The sequence below is a fragment of the Bradyrhizobium sp. AUGA SZCCT0176 genome, from assembly GCF_018130145.1.
Taxonomy (GTDB): Bacteria; Pseudomonadota; Alphaproteobacteria; order Rhizobiales; family Xanthobacteraceae; genus Bradyrhizobium.
The window spans coordinates 1-24,653 of record NZ_JAFCMB010000031.1 but is presented as its reverse complement, the minus strand read 5'-3'; the positions used below and the strand labels follow the sequence as shown (position 1 = coordinate 24,653).

The following is a 24,653-nucleotide window of genomic DNA, read 5'->3' as shown; positions in this document are numbered from 1 at the left end:
GCGATGCAGACTTGTCCCGTCGACCGGGATCCGCCGCGATCCCTGCCTTGAGAAAGCCGATGCGCTCACGGGAGAGCGCATCGCCCCTCAGACGAACAGGAAGTTGCTGTGATCGAGGTTGGTTGCGTAAACATTCTTCAGTGTGATCGAATCCGTGGCTGACAGGTGGATCAGCGTGTCGGCTCCCGATTGCGTAAACTGAAGGTGACTGTAGTCGGCCACCAGCGACGCTGCGATCTTGATCATGTCATGATTGGCCGCGGCGCCGGCCTGGAAGCTGTTGATCTGGTCATTGCCATGGTCGAAGACGATCGTCGTCGATCCCGGGGCGGCTGAAAACAGGTCGTTTCCGTTTCCACCCTGAATCGACTGACCGGTGCTGACGGCCGTGACGGTGTGGGTGCCGTTGCTGTTTTGAACGTCGATCTGCAGGAGCGTGCCGCCGGCGGTATAGCTTTCGTGCTGGGTCGCGCCCGGGTTGCCGCTGACGACATACTTGTAGACGTCCTTGGTGCCGTCGGCGTTGTTGACGATCTCCTGGGTTTTGGATCCGGTGCTGTCGTACAGATCGGTCACCTTGCTGCCGTCGGAGTTGATGACCTGCTTGTAATCCAGCGAGCCGTCGGCGTGCAGGCGGGTGTCAGAGGTGATCTTGCCCGCGGCGTCGACATGCTGGATCTGGGTCGTGTAGGTCTGGCCGGTGATGTTGTAATAATAGTTGTCATCGCTGCCGTCGGCGTTGCTGACATACATCTTCATCTTGACGCCGGACGAGTACAGCGTGTTCGAGGACGAGCCATCCGTGTTCTGAACGTAGTCGCTGGTCAGGTTTCCGGCCGAGTCGAACAGCTTGCTTTCCTTGAAACCGTCCGCGTTGGCGACGTAGATCGAGGCGATGACGCCGCCCGAATAATTCGTGGTGGTGACGTCACCCCCGGCCGTCTTGACGACGTCCTGAACCAGCGCGCCCGATGAGGCATTGTAACTGTCCGTCACGGTGGACCCATCCGTGTGGTGTGTGATCTCGGTGAGCTTGTGCCCGGTGCTGTCGTAGAGGTCCGTCACCTTGGTGCCGTCGCCGCTGATGACCTGGCGATATTCGAGCGTGCCATCGGCGTGCCAGCGGGTGTCCGCCGTCATCTTGCCGGCGGCATCGTAGTGCTGGGCCCGGGTGGTATAGGCCTGGCCGGTGATGTTGTAGTAGGTATTGTCGTTGCTGCCGTCGGCGTTGGTGACATACATCTTGGTCTTGATGCCCGCGGAGAACAGCGTGTTCGAAGACGAGCCATCGTTGTTCTGGACCATGTCGCTGGCGAGCCGGCCGGCGCTGTCGTAGATCTTCGTTTCCTTCGAGCCGTTGGCATTGACGATATAGACCGAGGACAGCTCCGACCCGTTATAGTTTGAGGTCGTTACGTTGCCGGCCGCGGTCTTCACGACCTCCTGGATCAGGTTGCCCGACGTATCGTACTTCTCGGTCCTGGTGGCGGCCGAATTCCAGCGGATCACGGTGGTTTTGTGACCGGTCGCGTCATACAGCGCTGTCACCTTGCTGCTGGCGTCGCTGCTGACATCCTGGTGGTAGTCGAGCGAGCCGTCGGCATGCCAACGGGTTTCCGCGGTCATGACGCCCTTCGAATCGTAGTGCTGGCTCCGGGTGGTATAGCTCTGGCCGGTGATATTGTAGTAGGTGTTGTCATCGCTGCCGTCGGCGTTGCTGACATACATCTTGGTCTTGACGCCGGCCGAAAACAGCGTGTTCGAGGACGAGCCATCCTTGTTCTGCACCAGATCGCTGGAGAGGCGACCCGCGCTGTCGTAAATCTTCGTTTCCTTCGAGCCGTTGGCATTGACGATATAGACCGAAGACAGCACCGACCCGGTATAGTTGGAGGTCGTTACGTTGCCGGTCGCGGTCTGCACGATCTCCTGGACCAGATTGCCGGATGAATCGTACTTGTCGATCGTGGTGGCGGTCGAATTCCAGCTCGTCACGGTAGCCTTATGGCCGGCCGCGTCATACAGCGTCGTCACCTTGCTGCTGCCGTCGCTGCTGATCACCTTGGTGTAGGCGAGCGTTCCGTCGGCGTGCCAGCGGGTATCCGCGGTCAATACGCCGTTCGAGTCATAGTGCTGTTTCTGGGTCGTATAGGATCGGCCGGTGATGTTGTAGTAGGTGTTGTCATGGCTGCCGTCGGCGTTGGTGACGTACATCTTGGTCTTGACGTTGGCCGAATACAGCGTGTTCGAGGACGAGCCATCGGTTTTCTGAATCAGGTCGCTGGCGAGGCGGCCGGCGCTGTCGTAGATCTTGGCTTCTTTCGTGCCATTGGAGCTGGCGATATAGACCGAAGACAGCACGGACCCCTTGTAGTTGGATGTCGTCACATCGCCGGTGACCGTGTGCACGATTTCCTGCACCAGGTTGCCGGACAAGTCGTATTTGCTGGTCGTGGTCGCAGCGGAAGTCCAGGCGATGACCGTGGTCTTGTGGCCCGTCGCGTCATACAGTGTCGTCAATTTGCTGCTGCCGTCGCTCGTGATCACCTGGGTGTAGGCGAGCGAGCCGTCGGCATGCCAGCGGCTATCCGAGGTCAATTGTCCGGTCGGGCTGTAGTGCTGCGTCTGGGTGGTGTAGGTCTGGCCGGTGATATTGTAATAGCTGTTGTCATGGCTGTGGTCGGCATTGGTGACGTACATCTTGGTCTTGACGCCGGCCGAATACAGCGTGTTCGAGGATGAGCCATCCGTGTTCTGCACCAGGTCGGCGGTGAGCTTGCCGTTGACCGGATCGAACGACTTGGTTTCCCTGGAACCGCTCGCCGCATCGACGGTGACCTGCTGCGTGGCCACGCCCGCGGTATAGAGGGTGCTATCGGTTGATCCGTCCGCAAATACCGTCGATTTGCTGGTAATGAACCCGCCGAGGAAGTTGGAAGTGGTGGTCGATTGCAGGTTTGCGGAGGAATCGAAGACCTTGGTTACGCTCCAGGCGCTGGTGGAGGTCGTAACCGAAAACGAATAGCCGCCCTGGATGGCTGAAAGCGCATTGCCATAATGCGAGATCATATAGTTCATCGTCGATTCGGACGCGACCGGAAGCACGTGGGTATCGGTCAAGGTAATCGTCTGGAGCGATTCGTTGGTGTTCAAGTCCGACAATTGCAGCGCGATTTCCGCGGCCGTCCCGCTGACATCGGTCGGCAGCGGCTCTTCGGGCGCAGGCGACAGCGGCGCGTCGATCTCGATGATCAAGGGATGATCGCTGAGCGGGACGGTGATCTGGCTGACGTCGGTATAGGTCGCGATCGGGGTTGTGCCGCTCAACGGATCGTAGACGCTGACCGTATGGTGCACGCCTCCGAGATTGACGGTGACAGGTTGAGAAGGGTTGGAGATTTCGGTGTCGGTGGCGTCGTTCCAGACTTTCGGCTCGGCCCAGATCACGAGTTCGTAGGCGCCGTTGCTCTTGCCGAGGACCATGCTGTTGCCCGTATCGGGCATGTTGCTGAGTGAGTAACCCAGCTGCGCGGTCGGTTGGTGGCCACCGGTGCCGTCGTCGCTCAGGATGGTCGTGAGATTGTGAACGGCGGTGGCGGCCAGCTTCGGCGTCCCATCGCTGTTGAACAAGCCGAAATGCATCTCCGGATCGTTGCTGACGCCGCTCGCACCGGCGTCAAGCAGCTGGTAGAGATATGTCGTACCAACTCCGCCCTTGAAGGCATCGACCAGGGTGTTGAGGATCGACTTGGCCTGCACGTTTTCGCTGGCGCCGATGTAGGGGGTGTCGCTCTGGGTCGTATAGCCGGTCTCGGTGATGACGGCCGGGTTGCCTGACGATACGGACTTGGCGTTGGCCAGCATCAACGCCAGAGTGGCCTGCGGCGTCGTGCTCGTGCTGACATAGGCGTGCGAGTTCGCATAGTCGGAAGCGCCCGACAAGTCGCCCAGCTTGGCGTAGTCGGTCGTGTCATTGTAGCCCAGCGAGAGATTGTAGACGGCGATGTTGGCCAGGGCGGCGTTGCCGTTCACGGCGGAAAAATAGGCCGCCTGGAACTGGGCCGCGGCTTCGATGGTGGAACTGCCGTTGTAGCTGAATGCCTGAAGGTTGGCTTCGTTCAGGCCCTCCAGCGCAATAACGCTTCCCGCATGAGCTGTGCTGAACTGTTCCACCGTGGCCAGGTACTGCTGCAGCGCGGCGCTGCCGCCGGCGGGTACGCCGGACGGAACAACCAGATCGAACTTATAGCCGTCCGCAGCCAGGCCATTCAGGACAGGTTGCGCCTCCGGAATGTTGGTAAGCCCGTCGCGCAGTTTTGTGACACCGAGATATTCGAGGCTGTCCTGCAGCAAAGCGAGATTGTCGTACGAGCCCCAGGAATACCCCACATGCGTGTTGACCCCGATGGAACCAACAAAGGAACTTGCGGAGAGGATGGTCTGGTCGGCGGATGTGGTCATCGATTGCCCGGCTGTTGGAAGGGGAGAGTTGTGCGAGATTTAACTGCGAGTTTTCTCTTTTGAGTATTTGATTTGGATAAAAGTCGAAGCAACAAGGGGATTTTTCATTGCTAAGGATTTCCCGGCGGTTTGTTTGCGCGACGTCTGGAATGGGAACCAGAATCGGCAAGCTTCGATGGTGACAGCTTGGTCTGTTCTCATGATGACGGACTGAAGGCGGCGGCTGCCTTGCGTTGCCTACTTGGAATGCTCGGCTGCTTGCCAAGCAGGCAATCATGCACTTCGGGAACGGTACAGATCGAAATAATACGGGTTTATCTGGAGCGGTTAATCGGAGGTTGGTGTAACGCCCTGCATTCGGCAGATATTGAAAGCTGGAGCGGATGCCCTGATGGCGCTGAATGGGCATAGTTTGGGCGCGTTACGACCAAACGATCAGATTAAATCAGCTATTAAAAGCCGGCCGCATCTGCATTCGGTTCCCGGGCTGGACCCGACTTTTGCGGCGCGCTAAAGCAAAACGCCTTACCGCGGCAAATCGCAGCAACGGCATGCGTAGGTCGGGTTTCGCATGCTCCTTGCTTTGTTTCGAAAAGCCAAGGCGTCACAGAAGGTGATTATGATGAGCGTTGTAAGGGCAACTGGGATTGAGCGGACGGCCGCATCGACCATCGCGTGGAAATTGGGCCTTTCGCTCCTTGTCCTGGTTGCGGCCACGATCAATTCGTTTCGCGCGGACGCCCTGGAGTGGGGCACCAACGGGCCATCCGCCATCAGGGCGAATTTGGGGCCCGCCTTTAAGGTCATGAAAGAGCGTGGCCTGACGCAATTCAGGATAGGTGTGAATCTGACCAAGGACACCGAACCGACCGAAGCCCCGATGTTGAGGCGGGCGATCGCACAGGGCAAGGCTCACGGGATAACGCTGCATCCCGTGTTCGGCTTCGCCTTCCGGTGGGGAGATCGCACGGATGCGGGCAACTATCCGAAGGGCGACCGTGACGCGCTGTATCGCCAGGGCTTCAACCGGACCTACGATTTCGTCAACCAGTTCAAACACGATATCAAGGACTGGGAACTGGAGAACGAGTTGAACCTCCTCGCGCTCGGTCCGGATGGCAAGAGATTGTTCGGGAGCGGCGGCACGGCGGAAGAGTTCGAAAAGCCCATCATGGAAGATTGGGCGGCCGTCTTGCGCGGGGCTTCAGACGCGATCGACAAGATCAACAAGGAAAACGGACTTCATTTGCGCAAGGTCCTGAATACGACATCGACGATGTTCGGCTTCCTGGACTTCATGGCCGCGCGCGGGGTCGGGTTTGACGTGATTTCCTACCACTATTACGAAGTGCTGGGAGAGAATCCGAACAGAGCCTGGAATGGCCGCAATCCGCGCTTCAACCTGTTCAAGAAACTGGCCACCTATCAGAGGCCGGTCATATTCAATGAGATCAATTGCGGCGAGATCTACAAACCGGACTATGGCAACAAGCCCGGCGACCATATGACGGAGCGTTGCCTGAAGAGCCTGAACGACACGCTCACCGCGCTGAGGGACCAAAAGGATATCGTCGTCGAGAGCATCAGCATCTATGAGCTGCTCGATGAACCCGCAAAAGCCCCGCCTGAAAACCGGTTCGGCCTGATGTACGATCTCAAGACGCCGAAGATCGCGATGTACCTGGTTTCCCGGTTTGCAGGGGCTCCTCTCGCTCCTGAAGAGGCGGCCGAACTGGAAAAGAGAGGGCTTTGAGGGGAGGCCGGCTGACGTCTGCCGCCGCCCCCAGGGTCCCAATCGGCGATGCGCGCGGCCCGCATCTTGCACCTTGCTAATCAGAGAAAAATCTGAAAATCGGAGAAAAACCGGGCGTGCGACGGAGATCCGTCATCGATCGGGACGGATTTCCAAGCTAAACCCCGCCTTATGTTTCACGAGATCAAGTAGAGAGATAAATCGATGACCGAGGTCGCTTCCGGCAGCGCCAATGTCCTGTTTCTGGTTGAAGTGGTGAATTGCAACGACGGCATTGCTTCGTATTGCGAGACGCTTGCGACCGGCCTGCAAGGTCGTGGCGTGCAGATCTATCTGGTTTCCGGCGAAGTGCGCTCGGACGAGAAGTCCGAATACAAGCGCAAGAAACTGACGGCGGCCGTCAGGGAGTGGCATGAAATTCCCGGACTGGGAAAACTGCCGTCGCCGGCGATATTCTTTCGGCTGCTGAAGCTGATCCGGGAACGCAAGATTACGGTCATCAACGTCCATGGTCTCGGCATGCTGTTGTGGGGCAGGTTGTTGTCTCTCCTGACGGGAGCCCGTTGCGTTGCGACCTATCACCCGTCCGTTCTGGGCAATATCGAAAATGCCCAGAACGCGCCGAAGTCAAAGTTCAGCCTGAAGCAGATCCTGTTCTTCAACGCCTTCTTTCCCCACAAGCTGATCCTGATGTCCGAAGAATCGCGCGAGCACCTGAGCCGATATCTTTTGCTTCGGAAGGATGGAATTGCAAAGGTCTATGGCGGCGTTGACACCGATCATTTTTGTCCGCCTTCGGCAGCTGACCGGCAGCAAGCGCGGAAAAGATTCGGTCTGGCAGAAGGCGACTTCATGTGTCTGCTCGCGGCCCGTCTCGCATGGGTCAAGGGACACGACCTGCTCATCAAGGCGGCGCGAAAGCTACGCGACCGCGGCGATCCCCCGTCGCTCGATTTGAAGTGCTTCTTTGTCGGGAGCGGCGGCGCCGACCGCGAAAAGGAGATCAAATCGTTCGCCTATGCGGGCGATGAAAAGGATAATCAGACGTTTAAATTTCTGGGTTTCATGGGCGACGTCCGCGAGGCGCTATGGGCCGCCGACGTGTTTGTGCTTCCCAGCCGCTTCGAGGGGTTTCCATTGGGCGTTGCCGAAGCGATGGCGACAGGGCTGGTCCCGGTCCGGACGCCGGCCGGCGGCGCCTCGGATCAGATCATCAACGGACAAACCGGTTTTGTCGTTCCGTTCGAAGACGTGGATGCCCTGGCCCAGGCGATCGAAAAGCTGGCTGATCCCGCCCGGCGGCTGGCAATGGCACGAAACTGCATCGCACGAGCCCAGCAGCATTTCGGTGTCGGTCCGATGGTCGATCAAACGCTGCAGATCTACGGATTGGCTCCGGCGCTGCCGCAACGAGCCGGGAAGGGCCGGGAAGATTACGCTCTGACGTGATGGATCAATCTTTGTCCGGACCTTGGTCCGCGCGTCTGGCCGACAGAAACTCGCCCTGCCAGGCGACAAGCGCGACGGCCAAGGCTGCGATGACAATCTTACCGGCCAGCCAGAGCATGGGTTCGGAGGGGACTGCCGCGAAAGCTCCAATCAGGATGGCTGCAACAAGCGATGCGCCTAGCAGGAGCCATCTCGGGACCGCTCCGAAACGAATGATCGGACCACTGCCGCACAGTATGACGATTGCCGTTGCAACGGCGGCGCTCGCGACCTGAGCGGCTATGGACAAGCCCAGCAGGGCTGCAATCATCGATACAACCGATACCAGCGCCAGTTGGCAGGCAGCGACCACCACGAGCCTGGTTGCGGATTTTCTCAAGTGCGGGATCACCGCTAGCGTGGCCTGGAGATGGGTATGAAGAAAGTAAAACACGGCGGCTGTCGGCGCCACCGCCATGAAACTCGTCAGGAGATCGGCCGGAACGAAAAGCCGGCTGGCATCCGGCAGAAAGCCGATCAGGCCGCCCAACATGACTGTTGTCGCGCATAGAATGAAGTCGAGCAACCGGGACGTCGCCCGCCGCGCCTGCTCGTCTGTGCCGCGCTCGAACTGGATGACCACGTCAGGATAACTCACCGTGTGTATCGCGGCCACGAGAACCGAGAATGGCCGCTGCAGCAAATCGATCGCCATCAGAAAGGCGGCGGTCGCTGTGGGGGCTGCGGCTCCCAAACTGCTGACAACGATGAAGCGGATCATCACCGGAACGGAGAGATGGATCACCGATGCTCCGGCGGCCAGCATTCCGTAGCGGGAGAAATCCATCCAGTCCGTCAACATGATACGATAGGGTACCCATCGCAGCGGCGTGCGATGCGCGAACAGGCCGGCAACCAGGGATGTCGCATGGCCGCATACGATGCCAAGGAGAGTGGCTTCGGCCGTACCATAGATGCTCGCGCCGGCAACGGCACCGACAAGCAGGAGGCTGGCTCGCAGGATCAGGAGGAAGGCCGCCGCACCAAGCCGATCCGATACGCGGATCGCCATGAAATACATGTCGGTGAGTCCCTGCAGAACCGCGATTGCCAGCCCAAGCGCGACGACGCGGGGTGCGAGAGTGCCGATCAGTGAGGCGGCGCTCCCGACTGAAACCAGCACCACGGTGCTCAATAATCCCGCGGCGAACAACGAGGACCGCAATCTCGCGGCGTCTTCGCCCTCCGCCGCCGCGAGAAAACGAACGCCGGCAAGTTGCAGCCATTCGAACATGAATACGCACAGCAGCTGGCTTGACGCCAAAGCGAGCGAAAACGAAGTATAGCTGGCGGGCGGCAGGAGATGGCTGATGGCGAAAATGAGCGCGATGGCGGCCGCACTCTGGAAAACATAGCCGCCGAACGCGAGGAGGCGAATCATTTCAGACCGAAGTGAGTTGGCGGCCGGCCCGGGTATCGAGCCGGGGCGTAGCTCTCAGCCGCTATGGCCGGGACCATCATGATCTGGCCATTCCCCGGGATTGCCTGACGTGCCCGAACGCGTCGCGATATCTGGCAACGACGTCGACGAAGGTCCATTTGTTGAGTCCAGCTCTTAACCGTTGGCTGATATCGGAAATCTGCCGGGGGGACTCAATGATCTGCAACAGGCTCTTGGTCAGAGACCCGGGGTCAGGCGCCGTCAGCCATCCCGTAACATCCTGTTCGATCACTTCCTGTATTCCCCCGAAGCGGGTCCCGAGCAGCGGTTTTCCGGCCGCCTGCGCGTCGGCCACCACCAGCGGGCTTGGGTCTTCCCAAACTGACGGAACCACCACGACATCGACCTGTTCATAGAATTCCCTGGGTGCGACAAAGCCCAGGAAATCAATTCGGGCGTTGGGCGCCAGCGATTTGATATGCGCTCGCTGGCTTTCCGTCGCATGGCCGGCGACGACAAGCCGCATCAGGTGAGATGGAATTGCCGCAACCGCCTGGACGAGGTTGTAGATGCCCTTCTCCTGCGTCAACCTTCCGATAAATCCAAAGGTAACCACTCCGTCGGGACTTTCCGTGGCCTTGTCACCGACATCGGCAGTCGAAGCATTGCGAATGACGGCGCGTAGTGGCGTATCGGCAAACAGCCCGAACTGGGTATGGATATCAAGGATACGTTGGCTCACGCCCACGACTGCGTCGAGATGCTTTGTCGTGCTGCGTCGGTTGACCGTCAAAATCTTGCAACTGACGCAGGTGTGAGCACACGCGCTTCCGTTCGAAAAGCGAGAGCACCGCGGGCAGGTCAGGTAATAGTCGTGAAGGGTATGAAGAACCGGAACGCGCAGGTCCGAAGCAGTTTTCCATACCCCTGTCGTCAATCCCGAGAGATTGTTGGAGTGCAGGATATCGGGCTTGAAGGCCCGTATACGTTCGGCAACCAGTTGCGAGGTCTGCTGCCAGTCTTCCACCGCATGCCAGACTGCGCGAACCGGCGCGCTATGGGGTTTGCTGAACGGGAAATACACATTCTTTACCGGCGCCGAATAAACGTCGATGCCGTTGCACGTTTCCATCGTTTGGTTGGGAGCGGACGCGGCGCGGATCACTTCCACGCTGTCACCCTTGTCCACCAGGCTTTCGGCAAGTCGACGCACGAATATTTCCGCGCCGCCCACGACTTTTGGAGCCTGCGGCGTTGGATAGATGGATGACGTAATAAGAACTCTCATTGAAGGAGTCTCGTCCCCAAGAACAATAAAAAAATGGATGCTTGAAACTATTCCCGGTCAGGGAGCTTTCGAATTGCCGGCCGAATAAACCTCCATGTATTGCCGCGTGACCGACTCCGGCGAAAATTTATCTGCAAAATCCGATTGTAGCGGCTGCGTCATTTTCCATCTCGTTGTGTCGTTGACCGCCTTCACCATGAGTTCGGCCAACTGACGAAAATTGTTCGGCTCGTAGGAGCCCACCATATTTGAAAATCCCGAAATCTCCGGAATCCCTCCTGCCGTCGAGCAAATGGTTGCGCGGCCGGCATTGATGCTTTCGATCAGCGTCCGCGGCAGCGGTTCCGGCCAGACCGAGCTGACGAGGCAGACGTCGATGCTGGCGTAGAAATTCGCCGCTTTCGTAAAGCCAAGCCATTCGATGCGATCGTTCTTCTGGCTGGCCTTCAGGCCGCCTACGTACTGCTCGAGCCCCTTTCCGGCAATCTTCAGCCTCCAACCTGCGTCAGGCAGCAATTCGGCCGCCTTCAGTACGACCTCGATACCCTTTTCGGCTTCGATCCGCCCAATGAAGCCGAACACCAGATCGCCGGTGGCGGGCGGCGAAACCGGAGCCGCCTCGCTGACGTCGGCAATATTGAAGATGACCTTGCCCGGGATGTTGGCGAAATAGCCAAGTTTCTGGTGCTGATCCAGCACAAACTGGCTGTTCGAAACGACGGCGTCGACCATACGCGAAGCAATCAGGGAAGGGGCGGTCATGGTCGCGCAGGCCGGGCACCGGCGGGCACATGTCTGTCCGTTGCGGAACAGGGTCGACCTTTTGCAGATCAGGGAATAGTCGCGCAGCGTGTGGACGACCCGCAGCTTGCGGCGCCTGGCTTCCGACCACAACGATACCGAAAATCCCGTGAGATTGTTGGTGTGCAAAACGTCGGGCGCCTCAGCATCGAGAACCGCGCCGAAGCGTTTGGCCGCCTCGCGATTCCAGGTGTCACGCAAATGCCATTTAAGTCGCCGCAGCCGCGACGGCTTTCGATCCTGGTCGAACGGCCAATAGTCGTTGTCGATCTGCAACCTGTATACGCGAACACCCCTGATCTCGCTGATCGAGGTTTCCGCCGCCTTGTGAAGGCAAATCACGGAAACCTGGTGACCCCTGAGGGCCAGTGCTTCCGCCAGCAGAGAAACGGAAACTTCAGCGCCTCCCATGATTTCCGGAGGGTAAAGGCTGTTTACGAGAAGTATCTTCAACTATCGCCTCATCGGTGTCGATCGATTGCCGCCGGTGCCTTGTTGCGAAGCAGGTCCTGAACGATCGACTCGTTCGACCTTACCTTCCACCAAGCGGTGCTGCCAGCCGAAACGCGCGGCACTGCGCGCAACAACGTGTGCAGTATTAAATGTCCCTTGCTGAAGGACGTCAGGAAATTAAATCCCTGTTAAGGGGCGCCGGCGGGAGGGTTGGCTGCTCAGCTGGCGGCAGGATACAGGAGAAATCGGAGCCGCATCGTTCCCCACCACACGGCTAGTCCTCACGGCGGCGCAGCTGCTCGAAGACCGCGCGGTATTCGGCGACGACTTCCGAGAATGTACGTTGACTGTTCTTGTCGGCGAACTTCCGGGTCATTGTTGTTACTTCGTCAGGATTCGACAACATCTTCCTGATGCTTTCGGCCAGCGAGTCGGGATCGGGCGCCGTAAGCCATCCGACCGCGCCCCGTGCGACGGCCTCCGGTATGCCTCCGAAGCGGGTCCCGAGGAAGGGCTTGCCGGCGGCCTGGGCATCAGCGACCACGATGGGGCCGGGCTCCTCCCAGATCGGCGGAATCACCACGACGTCGATTTGACGATAGAACGTTTCGGGGGCGACAAATCCCAGGAATTCGATCTGGGCTTCAGGTGCCAAGGCACGCAACCGCTCCTTCATCTCGGTGCTGGCAGAGCCTGCGATCACCAGCTTGACGGAGTTTGGCGGCAACGAGCCGACAGCCTTGACGAGATTGTAAATGCCTTTCTCCTCCGTGAGGCGCCCGATGAAACCCAGGGTCAGGAGGTCGGCCGGGCGTCTGGGCTCGGGCGCGACCGGGGGAAGTGCCGAAGCGTGTCTGATGACCTTGCGAAGCGGGGTGTCTGCGAAGAGGCCCAACTCCGTGTGAATATCCAGAATGCGCTGGCTCACGCCAACGATCGCGCTGAGCTGCCTGGTCGCGGTGCGGCGGCTTACGGTTAGTATCTTGCAGCTGAAGCAGGTGTGCGTGCAGGTGCTGCCGTGGGAGAAGCGCGAACATCGCGGGCACGTCAGGTAATAATCGTGCAAGGTGTGGACGATGGGGACGCCGTGGTCGGATGCGGCCTTCCAGACCGCCGTCGTCAGGCCCGACAGATTATTGGAATGCAGCACGTCAGGCCTGAACGCCTTGATCCGGTCGGCGACCAATTTTGTCGATCGTCGCCAATCCTCGACCGCGTGCCAAAGTCCCCGCATTGGTGCGCTGTGCTGTTCGGTGAACGGCAGATAGATGTTACTGACCGGCTCGGAATAGATATCGACATCGTCGCATGATTCCGTTTGCTGGTTGGGGGCTGACGCGGCGCGGATCACTTCCACACTGTCCCCGCTGGCGACGAAGCCCTCGACCAGTTTGCGTACGAATATTTCCGCGCCGCCGATGACCTTTGGGGCCAGCGGCGTCGGATAGAGGGATGTTGTAACAAGGACCCTCATCAAAAATGAGCCGTCCCGGTGCAGATCGTATAGCGATTGGTTGCAATTGCTCTCATTGATACAGAACTGTCCCCCTAGCTGTCGGCCGAATACATCTCCAAATATTCGCGTGTAATGGTCTCAGGCGTGAACTTCTCCGCAAAGTCTGGTCGCGGAGGCAGGCTTTTTTTCCATCGAGCGGCCTCGTCTATCCCCTTCAACATTAGTCCGGCCAGCTCGCGGTGATCGCTTGGTTGGTACATACCGATAAGGTTGGAAAACCTCGATATCTCCGGTATCCCACCCGCAGTGGAACAAATTGTGGCGCGGCCGGCGCTAATTCCCTCGATCAGGGTGCGCGGCAGCGGCTCCGGCCAGACCGAGCTGATCAGGCAGACGTCGATACCGGCGTAAAAATCCTGAGATTTGGCAAAGCCCAGCCATTTCACCCGGTCGCTCGGGTGACGGGCTTTGAATTCCCGGACATCGGACTCGAGACCTCTGCCGGCAATCTTGAGCTGCCAACCGGTGTCGGGCAGCAATTCTGTTGCCTTGAGCACGACATCGATGCCTTTCTCGGCTTCAATCCGTCCGATGAATCCAAATGTCAGGTCATGCTCATCGGAGGGAGCCGCCGCAGGGGCGAGCGCGCTGGTGTCGGCAATGTTGAAGATCACGCGATCCGGAATTTCGGAAAAGTATCCGAGACGCTGATGCCGATCGAGCACGTACTGGCTGTTGGAGGTGACTGCATCGACCAGGCGCGAGGCGAGCCGGGACGAAGCCGTCATGGCGGCGCAGGACGTGCATCGGCGCTCGCAGGTAGCGCCATTCCTGAAAAGCGTCGACCTTTTGCAGAGCAGCGAGTAGTCGCGCAACGTATGCACGATCCTGATGTTGCGGCGCCTGGCTTCCGACCAGAGCGCCACTGAAAATCCCGTCAGGTTGTTGGTGTGGACGACGTCAGGCTTTTCAATATCCAGAATTTCCGCGAAGCGTTTGGCGGCCTTCCGGTTCCAGGTGTCACGCAAGTGCCATCTCAGGCGTTGCAGCCGCGATGGCTTTCGATCCTGGCCGAACGGCCAGTAATCATTGTCGATCTGAAGTCTGTAGACGCGGACACCCTTTAAATCGCTGACCGCGGTATTCGTCGCGTCATGCAGGCTGACGACGGAAACCTGATGCTGGTTGCGGCAAAGGGCTTGCGCGAGCAGCGACACGGAAACTTCAGCGCCCCCGATGATCTCCGGAGGATAAAGCGTATTGACGATGAGTATTCTCAAGGATCGCCTCAGGTTGGAAGCTTACCGGTGCGAGAGTTCCATTCGCCAAGGGAAATCGAAGGCGAGGGAAGTCGGGCCATCTGCATCGACCGGCAGCAGGGTTCCGATGCGGCATGCCGTTCCGGCATTTGGCTTCGGTGCTTGATCGGCAGAGATAGGTAGTCTCGCTATCGGCTGCCATGCCTTTTCAGTTGCAGGGCATGTCGGAACAGCGTGCGGGTTCCTGACGCCCGATGTGTTCCGGCTCTTGATCAAGACAAAGGATCCCGTCCGTGGCCGATTGCGAGCAATCGATTTCCTGAACGCGTCTATCCTCTCTTGTTGCGGTTCGAGTTGGGCGATGCTCCCTGGTCTATCTCGAGTTCGCAATGGTGGCGCTGATATTTGCCGCGTTCGTGGTTGCCGCGTTCAGCGGATTCATTAGCTTGATGAACTCGGTCGACGGCGACTCCGCGACCGAAATCACGTCGTGATCGCGCATCCGGAATGAGTCCGCGTGGAACCAGCCATCGGGCTTGCTCATGTCGAACTTGTAGATGGCGGGCGCCAGCTGGGTCGGGAACTGAGATACCTCCAGTCCGATCTTCTCCAGCAGCGGCTTTGGTTCGAAGCGATAGACGAAGATCGATTTGGCATCGGCGCGGATGCCGTCCAGACCGCCGGCTTTCGCCAGCGCTTCGGCCAACGTCATGCTGTCGTTTTCGAAGGTGAAACGGCGGTTGTTGGTGCCGCCGATCGAGCCGGGCGACGGTGTCGAGCCGAAGACCATGAACACCCTTGGAATTCGCGTCAGGAAGACGACGTCGCCGGGAGCGAGCAGTATGTCTTCGCCGGGATGTCGGACCACGCTCGACATCGACTCGTTGTAGGTACGACCGCTTCGTTTGATCGTGATGGTGGATTCGTAAGAGGGGTATTTGGGACCGCCCGCGCGCGCGATGGCGCCCATCAGCCGAATGCCGCCGGGGTCGACCGGGAAGCGCAGCGGCGTGTTGACCTCGCCAAGCACGCTAACCTGATTGCCGCGCTGCTCAGCAACGCTGACGACGGCTTGTGGATCGATGGCGCGATCCTTGAGACGTTCGCGAATGATATTGCCCACCGCGCGCGGGGTCAGGCCGGATACCTTGATCGCACCGGCATACGGGATGTTGATATTGCCCGACTGGTCGACCTGCTGACGTGGAATGTCGACGAAATTACCCGGCCTCACGCCCGCTTCGCGCGGGATGAACAGACCGCCGGCCTGGGCCTCGTAAACGGTGACGGTAACGATATCGCCGACACCAATGGTCACATCGCGATAGTTCCCGCCAGGCAACCGGGAAAATACCAACCCCGCCCCGTCGGTAAAGGAATTGGTGGCTTGCAGCACCACCGGATTGATCGGCATCAGTATGTAGGGAAGCGGTGCCGATGGCTGCGTAACGATCGCCGCGTTCGAATGCGTCGCTGATCCATCCGGCGCATCCGTCGGAATAAAGCCCGCGCAGCCGCCAAGGCCGAACGCCAGTGCCGCGAAAAGAGCAGAAGAACAAATCAGCCCTCTTGCTTTTGCTCTTCTTTCAATCACTGCAGCACCCTCGTGATACGCTTGGTCCAATTTAAAACTCTTCGTCCCATTTAACCGTAGCAATCATCCGGATCCGAAGTCACTCCCGAGCGGCCACCTTCCGAGGTAAAGCCTCGGCCATGTGACCTTCTTGCAACTTGCACTGAGAGGGTTCTGAGCAAAACCTGGCTAAAGTTTGAGCATGGCGTGTATTGTCAGTAAATACGTCATTTTCTCGTCACTATCTCGCCTTCATGCCCGGCGGGAGAATTAAATATCGTATTATTCGTCGCTATTTAATATCAGGGCGACGGCGCGCATACGCTGCGGCGGGTGACTGCGGTGCCTGGTGGATCAAGGTCGACATGCAAGGTCGAGCGGCCGGCCGGGGGATCAGCCGAACGATCCCTGGGACGCCGGGCTTAAAACTGCGGAAAGACCAGGCGCGGAACGCCGCTCGGCGCACTTGCCGAGCGCCCGCCCCGGGGTGGTACAGGCGCCCAGGACAGCCGTCCCGGATCGGCTACGGCGGGCGCACGCAGGATTTGAACGGCTAGGTGGGTTCTTGCTTCGCGGCGATCGATGAGCGAACGCGGTCGCTTAGCCAGTGGCCAAAGAACAGAACCCTGGTGACGATTGAATGGCCAGGTCCACCGGGCGATTTAAACAGCAATGGACGCCCGCTCGCGGCATCGGATGGATCCGCAGCGTGAGATTTGGCCGGGTTATCGGTTGAGGCAGGATTTGGCCGGATCGGTCGGAAGTACATTGCTAGGGCGAAAAGGATATTAAACACGAACCAGCCTGCCAGAACGTACAGCAGCGTTTCCAAATGGAAGCCTCCTTTAGGGGGCGTTCGCCACTTATACATGAGTTGGCACGGGGAACTCCCCGCAAATCGATGCCGCAGCGCAACAATATTTCGCGCGGCGCGGCGAAAGCCGGTTGTCCAATATTTGTTAGGGATTTCAGCCGTTAAGCACGAGTCTCCTGGATTGACGTAACTACTTACTAATCCGGGCCCCCTAGCTATACTCGCTTCAAACGAGAAAAGGGAGGCAAGCGAAATGGATGCCCTACCGGTGGCATTGTTGGCGTTCACCGCGGGTTTTTTGACCTGCGCGTTGCTCGTCGCTGTCCTGATACGGTGGTCGTTCTCCGACAGGCGCGAGCGCGGGAACGAGTCCGCCGCCAGCGATGACCAGAAGCCGCGCGGAGTCGACTTTCTGTGGCTGGGCAGGTGATTTGACGGGGCCCGGCCGCCAGCCGTTCGACGAGGCGTCCAGGCTTTTGAAAATTAATGCCTTTGAAAATTAATGTCTTTCGGCGCCGCAAGGCAGCGGCTGCGATTAGAAATTGTTCGGCAAATCCGATTGCAGTTCGGCTTGTTGCCGGGACCGGATGTGATCGCCTCGTCCGAGGTCGACATAGACCTGGCTAAGGACGCGATGCGTCTTCTCGATGTCATAAAGCTGTCTGAAGCGCTCGTAGCCTCGCAGACCGACCGCAGGCAGATCGAGCTTCAGCGCGCGCCGAAACCCTTCAACGAGTTGGGCGGCGGAAGCCGGCTCACAAAGCACACCCGTCACGCCATCTTCGACGATTTCCGGCAACGCGCCGATGCGAAAGGCAATGATCGGTTTGGCCGCCCGCATCGCCTCGAGGGCGACGAGGCCGAAGGCCTCCCAGCGTGAGGGGATGACGACGAGATCCGCCTTCTCGAGCTGGGCCTCGATCTGGTGTCGATCCTGCCAGCCCAGCAACGAGACGTTGGAGGGAAGCGCACGCCCCTCATCCTTGTATTTGCCGATCACCGGAGCCCCGACGATCCGGACGTCCACCTGGTCCTCGAGCGCGCGGGCGGCTTCGGTCAGGAGATCGTACCCCTTCTGGCGGTCGAGGCGGCCGATGAACAGAACCTTGGTCTTTTCCGTAGGCCATATCGCCGAGACAGTATCGAGCAGCGGACGGTGCTTCGAAATACCGTTGTGCACAAGGACCAGGCGATCGGCTTCAATTCCGGCCTGAACCCCCTCTTTGTATTCATCCCTCGAAATGCAGATGATCCGGTCCGTGATCCTGGCCAGGATGCCTTCCGTGATTTTGGTGACCTGATGGCTCAGCCGGCCCGTCTCGCGAGAGAAAGCCCAGCCGTGCGGACAGTAGACGACCCGCGGCCGCTTGCGCCTCAGCAACAGGAACGGTCGGAGAACCAGTCCGGCGAACGAGGAGTGCAGGTGAACGACATCCGGTTGCTGGCGGTGAACGGCGCGCAGGGTCGCCACCAGCATCCGGAACAGGCCCGAAATACCCCGGTCCGAACGGCCGAATTCCGTGATTTCCGCGTCTTCGATCCCAACCAGATCGGCCCGATGACCGGATGGTATCACATAGTGCACGTTGCCGGCGCCGAGGCTGGTCCGCTGGTGGGGGTGCAGCTCGTTGAGATAAGTCGCGATGCCGCCCCGGATCGTTTCGGCGACATGCAGAACTCTCATGGTTCTAACCTGACTGCTGGGCACCCTTAATCCTTCATTTTCTTTCACGCCGATACGACAAACTGATCCCCAATACGCAGCAATAATTGGGCCGCGATGTGGTGGGCTCCTGCCTTTGTTCAGGTTTAATACGTTTATTTAAATTTTAAACTGGGGATTTTTCGAGAAAACGCAACATGGCGGTAGCGGATTTAGCCCACGAATAGGCTGCCAGGCGCGCTTCCTGTTTCTGCCGCTCGGGGCCGGATATGCCTCCTGCTGCAATTCTTTCGAGCATGCGTTGATGCAGCTCGTCCACGTTGAGCGGGTCGAAATAGGCAGCGGCGTCGCCGCAGGTTTCGCGTACCGCCTCTGCCGTACTCGCTATCACCGGACAGGCGAAGAACATTGCCTCCAGCGGAGGCACACCGAAGCCTTCATAAAGGCTGGGGAAAATAAATGAATTTGCACGCGAAAAGAGCGCCGCGATCTCTTCGTCGCTGAGCCGGCCCGCCATTACGACCCCGGCCTTTGCGGCGGTGGGGCCGTCCGAAAACACCTTGCTGTTGTCGCCGCCGACCACGACGAGCGGAATATCCGCGCGGCCCAGCCGCTCCGACGCCCGAATGGCCAGCGAAACGTTCTTGTTCTTCGTCATCGACCCGACGAAGAGAAAGTACCGGTGGGGCACGAGGCCCAACCGGTCGATCACGCGAAAATCCGGCACTGTTGCCGCAAAATGCTCCGCGCTGTTGGAAAACACCGGCACGGCCGGCAGTGCCAGCCGCAAGGCGGCGGCGAGTTCGCGTCGCGAGAACTCGGAAACCGTGGCGATTGTCGCGGTTCGGGCCAGCAGATGGCCCAGCGTCCGGTGCAGCATCAGATAGCTCCGGCTGAAGAAATCCGGCCGGCGAAACACCTGGGCGTCATGAAGGACGACGAGGTGGTTACGGTGCAGAACCGGCCCGGAGTTGGCGAGGCTGATCAGCCGGCCACCCGCCGACGCCCGCGCAAGGTCGATCTGATCCCAGGCATGCCCGGTCCGCCGGCCCACCTGCGTGGTCCTGATGACGGCGAGGTCGAGCTCGGCCTTCGCGTTGGGCGGGGTGAGGAGCTGCCATTCCGCCGCGAGCAGGGGCTGCGCGGCTTGCCCGGACGCCAGCAAGCGATCCATGGCCTTAACCATTTCGGCGGCATAGCGCTGAACGCCCGTGAGCGATTGCGACAGGAATCTACCGTTGATGAAAATTTTCAAAGACGATCTTCTTCAGCTTTCACGCAACCCAGCGTCGGCTGCTGCCTTGTTAGTGGGCACGGGGAGTGAGTTCGAGTTCTGCCAAGTCTGGCATGGCGAAGTCTGGCATGGCGAACCATCCGTGGGAACCGTTCCGCACGCATGCTGCCTCCGTTAAATCAGCACATGCCGTGCTGGCAAGAGAGGCTCAATCAAATGCAAACCAAACGAGCATGTCGGCTTCATGAATCTTGCAGCGTGCTAATTATTTAGGAACGAATTTGGTTTGATGTGATCAGGCGCGCGCTGTCGGCTGGATTTAATTGAGTGGAGATGGAACTCAGCGCGCAACAAAAAGCACACATTCTGCGCGCATGGGATTTGTGCGGGCATGTTTCCTTGTTGGATCAGCGCGGAATGGTGGAGCGGGATTTTCGCAATGGCTGGGTCTGGTCCAATTAAGGCAAGCACCGTTCTCGTCAACGGCGTGAAGTCGTGCGTTCCGGCAGTCATGACGACGGTGGTTTTCAGCTTCTTCATTAATCTGCTCGCATTCACCAGCCCGCTTTATATGCTGCAGATTTATGACCGGGTGATCGGCAGCCGCAACGAGACCACGCTGCTCGGCATTACGCTGCTGGTCGGTTATCTCCTGATCATCAATGCGCTGCTTGAGATGCTGCGCTCGCGCCTGATGGTTCAGGCCAGCCTCGCGGTCGACAGCAAGCTGGCCGGCTCGGTCTTCGATGCAACGCACTCCGCCGGCCTGCATTTCCCCCGTCTTGCCCAGGGACAAACGCTGCGGGACCTCGATTCGGTTCGCGAGTTCATCGCCGGTCCGGCGCTGATTGCGCTGTGCGACTTGCTGTGGATGCCGATCTTCATCGTGACCTGCTTCTTTCTTCACCCCTGGTTCGGGGCGATCGCGCTGGTCGGCTCGGCCCTTATCTTCCTGTTGACGGTTGCCAGTGAGCTCGCCACCACGGGCCCGATGAGCCAGGCCTCCAAGTCGTCGATCGCGGCCAACCAGAAGGCCGTATCTGCCCTGCGCAACGCCGAAGTCATTCACGCCATGGGCATGCTCGATGTCCTGCGCGAGACCTGGATTGCGCAACACGCCCATGTGCTCAATCTTCAGGCAATCGCAGGCACACGGTCGGGGTTGATGGCGGCCGCGTCCAAGTTCGTCCGCATGTTCCTGCAATCGATGGTACTTGGCCTTGGCGCCTATCTTGCGATCCACAATCAGATTTCTGCGGGCATGATCATCGCCGCTTCGATCTTTGTCGGGCGGGCGCTTGCTCCCGTCGAAGGCGTCGTCGGAAACTGGAAGGGACTGACCAACGCGCGCAACAGCTGGAGCAGGCTTGTCAAACTGTTCGCTGTCGCCGGCGAGGAGCCGCAGCGGGTGAGCCTGCCGCGGCCGGTCGGCCATCTGACGCTCGAGGCGGTCACCGCGGGACCTCCGGAACAGTCGCGCAGCACCTTGCGGAATATCTCGTTCGAAGCCCGACCGGGCGAAGTCGTGGGCATTGTCGGCCCGAGCGCCGCCGGAAAGTCCAGCCTGGCTCGGGTGATTACGGGCGTGTGGCGACCGTCGTCAGGCAATGTGCGTCTCGACGGCTTCGATTTTTCGCATTGGAATCCGCGCGAACGCGGTCGCTACATCGGTTATCTGCCGCAGGACATCGAGCTGTTTTCCGGAACCGTCGCGCAGAACATCGCGCGCTTTCAAGAGGTCGACAGCGAAGCGGTGATCGAGACCGCCCGGCTTTGCGGATGTCACGAGATGATCCAGCTCTTGCCGGACGGCTACAACACCGCGGTCGGCGAGGGGGGCGCCACGCTGTCGGGCGGTCAGCGCCAACGCATCGGGCTGGCGCGGGCGTTCTTTGATCGTCCGGCCCTGGTCGTGCTCGATGAACCCAATGCAAGTCTTGACCAGGGTGGCGAGGAAGCGCTGGTCCAGGCGATCAGCCGATTTCGCTCGTTCGGCACCACAATCGTTCTGATTACCCACAAGATCAGCGTACTGACCGTGGCCGACAAGATTCTCGTGCTGGAGGGCGGCATGGCGCAAGTGTTTGGTCCCCGCCACGAAGTGCTCAAGCATTTGATCGCTCCTCCAGTGCCCGTTCGGGCTGCGGCAGGCTGAGGTCAGTCATCATGTTCAAGGTTCGTTTCTCAATTCCTGCATGGTTTTCAATTCCTGCGCGCTTCAAGGCAGGTATTCCCCGGCGCGTCCCCAGTTCGCTGCCATTCGCAAATGCGCAAGGCAAAACGGCAATCGCCGGATACACGCTGATCATTTTCACCTTCGGTGTCATGGGAGGGTGGGCGGCTGTCGCACCGCTCGACCGCGGCGTCGTTGCGCAGGGCGTTGTCATGATCGAGGACAGCCGCAAGGTGGTGCAGCACCTCGAAGGCGGCATGGTGAGCGTGATTTCGGTCAGAGAAGGGCAGTCCGTCGTTGAGGGGCAATTGCTGGTCAACCTGTCGCCGCTGCAGGCGAGCTCGGGGCTCGAGACGGTACGTAGTCAACTCGACGGCGCGCTCGCGCTCGAAGCGTCGCTGGTTGCCGAAATCGATCGCCGCGATCGCATCACCTTTCCTCCGGAACTGCTGGAGCGGCAGGCCGCTTCACCGGTCCTGGCCAGGATCGTCCAGGACCAGACGCTGCAATTTGAAGAGCGCAAGCGCTCGCGCGCGACCCAGATCACGCTGATCGAATCCAAGATTCAGCAGCTCGGGTGGGAAATGGAAGGCATCGGCGTCGAGAAGTCGTCGACCGAGAAGCAGATCGGTTTCCTCGACGAGGAGTTGACGGGCCTTCGTTCGCTGAAGGAGCGGGGGTTGATCCCGATCACGCGCGTGCTTGCCATGGAAAGGGAGCGCACGCGCCTTGAGGGCATCGTCGGCCGGGCCATCGCGGATACGGCGAAAGCGACCAACGGAATCAGCGAAGCGCGCCTGCAGGTGATGCAGCTGGAGCAGAAATTCCAGGAGGAAGTCTCGGCCCAGCTGCTGGAAACACGCCAGAAGATCAACACCGCGAAGGAAAAGCTGATCGTGGCGCGGGACTTGTTCACCCGCCTCGATATTCGCGCGCCGCGAGCGGGCACCGTACAGAATTTGAAAGTGTTCACGGTCGGACAAGTCGTTCGTGCCGGCGAGTCGCTGATGGAAATCGTTCCCAGTAACCAAAAGCTCGTCGTCCACGCCCAGCTTCCCGTCAATTCGATCGAGCATCTCAGCGTGGGGCAGACCGCCGAAATTCGTTTCCCGGGGCTCCGCGCGCGCGGCATTCAAATGATGACCGGAAAGCTGGCATCTATTTCGCATGACAGGCTGGTGGACGACGTTACCAAGCAGCCCTATTTTCTCGGCCTCATCGATCTCTCCGATGCCAAGCTCGATGCACGCTACCGCGACAAGCTGATCGCGGGCATGCAGGCCGACGTCGTGGTCGCGACCGGCGAGCGCACGGCGCTGGAATATATCGTGTCGCCGCTGACGGATGCCCTGCATACGTCTTTCAGGGATTGAACGCGCAAACGGCGATTTAAATACGCTGCACGCGAATTTGGCAGATTGCGCTTGAAGCGTGGCGAGTTGCCTTACGCTGTTTAATGCGCGGACCGAGTGAGGATGACCGTGTCGACTTTGGGACCTGTGATTGTCACTGGGGCCGCCGGATTTATCGGCATGCAGGTGTGCGAACGGCTGCTCGCGCGCGGTGAGCAGGTTGTCGGCATTGACGCGCTCACACCCTATTACGACCCGGCGCTGAAGCGCGCCCGGCTAAATTACCTGACGCAGCACACCGGCTTCGCATTTCATGAAACGGATCTTGCGGATTCCAGCGCGACGAAACTTGCTTTCGATGCGGTCAGGCCTGATCGCGTCGTGCATCTTGCCGCACAACCCGGCGTTCGCGCATCGATCGACGATCCGATCGCCTGCATCCGGGCGAATTGCGACGGGTTCGTCACCGTGCTGGAGAGCAGCCGCCGCCACAACGTGAAGCACCTGGTTTTTGCTTCGTCGAGTTCCGTTTACGGCGCCAACCGCACGCTTCCGTACGCGACGGAGCAATCGGTCGATCATCCGGTCAGCCTCTACGCCGCAAGTAAAAAAGCCAACGAGTTGATGGCGCACACCTATGCCCATGTGCACCGGCTTCCGGTCACCGGCCTGCGGTTCTTTACCGTGTATGGCCCGTGGGGAAGGCCCGATATGGCGGCCTATCTCTTCACGCGCGCGATTTTCGAAGGCAAGCCGATCAAGATTTTCAACCACGGCAACATGCGGCGCGACTTCACCTATGTCGACGATATCGCGGAGGGTGTGATCCGCACCCTGGATCGTCCGGCTGCGCCGAATCCGGCCTGGGATGCGGAGCAGCCTGAATCTGCCACAAGTGCGGCTCCGTATCGCGTCTACAACATTGGTAACAACCGGCCGGTGAATTTGCTCGATTTTGTCTCGACGCTCGAGGAGATCATTGGAAAGCCGGCGGTTCGGGATCTCCTTCCGATGCAGGCGGGGGACGTGCTCGAGACCTGTGCCGACATCTCGGCGCTGCAACGCGATGTCGGGTTCTCGCCTTCGACGCCGTTGGCTGAAGGCCTGCGGCGATTTGTCGAATGGTATCGCGGTTACCATGGCGTGGCGGGCTGACCGGCACGGCCCATCCGGGCGAGAAATGAAATGGTTGCGGCCGGACTCACCGGCGAACTGCCCGGAGATCTCACGCCCCGCGACTGCAATTTGGGCAAATTGGGTCGGGCATGATGCTGTCGCATGCCTGCCCGTCGTCTTGAATAGGTAAGCCTCAGATCGTGGCACTATTCTTGCGTTTCATTGTCATTCGCATTTCGTGATCGACCGCTAGGTCGTGCGGTGATTGATGGGAGATCCCTTCGTGCAAGAGACAGGCGTGCGTAACGGCACCTTTGGCGCCGATAAATTTGGCTTAAAGAAACTCAAAGAGGTGCATTGGAACCTCGGAGCGCCGCAGCTCTACCAA

At 59.5% G+C, this 24,653-nt stretch carries 16 protein-coding genes; 5 read left to right on the top strand and 11 right to left on the bottom strand.

Annotated features, from left to right (window positions below; all coding sequences use genetic code 11):
* Positions 1–87: 87 nt before the first annotated feature.
* Positions 88–4,461, bottom strand: a complete 4,374-nt coding sequence (locus JQ600_RS34515; protein WP_212391997.1) for an RHS repeat protein — start codon at positions 4,459–4,461, stop codon at positions 88–90.
* 622 nt (positions 4,462–5,083) lie between these two features.
* On the opposite strand from JQ600_RS34515, the gene JQ600_RS34510 reads away from it, so the two are divergent.
* Both JQ600_RS34510 and JQ600_RS34505 read left to right on the top strand, forming a co-directional pair.
* A complete protein-coding gene (locus JQ600_RS34510) occupies positions 5,084–6,214 on the top strand; it encodes a glycosyl hydrolase 53 family protein (protein WP_212391998.1) in 1,131 nt (376 codons plus the stop codon).
* Positions 6,215–6,418: 204 nt separating this feature from the next.
* Entirely contained in the window at positions 6,419–7,663 is a 1,245-nt protein-coding gene (locus JQ600_RS34505; protein ID WP_212391999.1) for a glycosyltransferase family 4 protein, read from the top strand.
* Between the two features lie 4 nt (positions 7,664–7,667).
* On the opposite strand, the gene JQ600_RS34500 is transcribed toward JQ600_RS34505, so the two are convergent.
* The 10 genes from JQ600_RS34500 to JQ600_RS34455 form a co-directional block, all read right to left on the bottom strand.
* Positions 7,668–9,083, bottom strand: coding sequence for a hypothetical protein (locus tag JQ600_RS34500; RefSeq protein WP_212490334.1), 1,416 nt, complete (start codon positions 9,081–9,083; stop codon positions 7,668–7,670).
* A gap of 76 nt (positions 9,084–9,159) precedes the next feature.
* Positions 9,160–10,371 (bottom strand): glycosyltransferase family 4 protein, encoded by a 1,212-nt coding sequence (locus JQ600_RS34495; protein WP_212392001.1) that lies wholly within the window; start codon positions 10,369–10,371, stop codon positions 9,160–9,162.
* A gap of 57 nt (positions 10,372–10,428) precedes the next feature.
* Positions 10,429–11,625 carry a glycosyltransferase family 4 protein gene (locus tag JQ600_RS34490; protein ID WP_212392002.1) on the bottom strand — a complete coding sequence of 399 codons (1,197 nt, stop codon included), beginning with the start codon at positions 11,623–11,625 and terminating at the stop codon, positions 10,429–10,431.
* A gap of 274 nt (positions 11,626–11,899) precedes the next feature.
* Complete coding sequence (locus JQ600_RS34485) at positions 11,900–13,099, bottom strand: glycosyltransferase family 4 protein (RefSeq protein WP_212392003.1); 1,200 nt, start codon at positions 13,097–13,099, stop codon at positions 11,900–11,902.
* Positions 13,100–13,173: 74 nt separating this feature from the next.
* On the bottom strand, positions 13,174–14,361 hold the full coding sequence (locus JQ600_RS34480; protein ID WP_212392004.1) for a glycosyltransferase family 4 protein: 1,188 nt from the start codon (positions 14,359–14,361) through the stop codon (positions 13,174–13,176).
* Positions 14,362–14,713: 352 nt separating this feature from the next.
* The gene (locus JQ600_RS34475; RefSeq protein ID WP_212392005.1) at positions 14,714–15,934 is read right to left on the bottom strand and encodes a polysaccharide biosynthesis/export family protein; all 1,221 of its coding nucleotides are present in this window, start codon (positions 15,932–15,934) and stop codon (positions 14,714–14,716) included.
* A gap of 532 nt (positions 15,935–16,466) precedes the next feature.
* Entirely contained in the window at positions 16,467–16,745 is a 279-nt protein-coding gene (locus tag JQ600_RS34470; RefSeq protein ID WP_212392006.1) for a hypothetical protein, read from the bottom strand.
* A 517-nt stretch (positions 16,746–17,262) separates the two neighbouring features.
* Positions 17,263–18,411: a glycosyltransferase gene (locus tag JQ600_RS34465; RefSeq protein ID WP_212392007.1), complete on the bottom strand. Its 1,149-nt coding sequence runs from the start codon at positions 18,409–18,411 to the stop codon at positions 17,263–17,265.
* A gap of 145 nt (positions 18,412–18,556) precedes the next feature.
* Positions 18,557–19,645, bottom strand: coding sequence for a glycosyltransferase family 1 protein (locus tag JQ600_RS34460; protein ID WP_212392008.1), 1,089 nt, complete (start codon positions 19,643–19,645; stop codon positions 18,557–18,559).
* 240 nt (positions 19,646–19,885) lie between these two features.
* Positions 19,886–20,164, bottom strand: coding sequence for a hypothetical protein (locus JQ600_RS34455; protein ID WP_212267298.1), 279 nt, complete (start codon positions 20,162–20,164; stop codon positions 19,886–19,888).
* Between JQ600_RS34455 and JQ600_RS34450 the strand changes: the two genes are divergently transcribed.
* From JQ600_RS34450 to JQ600_RS34440, 3 genes are all read left to right on the top strand, one after another.
* Entirely contained in the window at positions 20,136–21,779 is a 1,644-nt protein-coding gene (locus JQ600_RS34450) for a type I secretion system permease/ATPase (RefSeq protein ID WP_249133376.1), read from the top strand. The genes JQ600_RS34455 and JQ600_RS34450 overlap by 29 nt on opposite strands.
* Positions 21,780–21,790: 11 nt before the next feature.
* The gene (locus JQ600_RS34445) at positions 21,791–23,170 is read left to right on the top strand and encodes an HlyD family type I secretion periplasmic adaptor subunit (protein WP_212490333.1); all 1,380 of its coding nucleotides are present in this window, start codon (positions 21,791–21,793) and stop codon (positions 23,168–23,170) included.
* A 102-nt stretch (positions 23,171–23,272) separates the two neighbouring features.
* Complete coding sequence (locus tag JQ600_RS34440; protein ID WP_212267269.1) at positions 23,273–24,304, top strand: NAD-dependent epimerase; 1,032 nt, start codon at positions 23,273–23,275, stop codon at positions 24,302–24,304.
* The last annotated feature ends 349 nt before the right edge of the window (positions 24,305–24,653 follow it).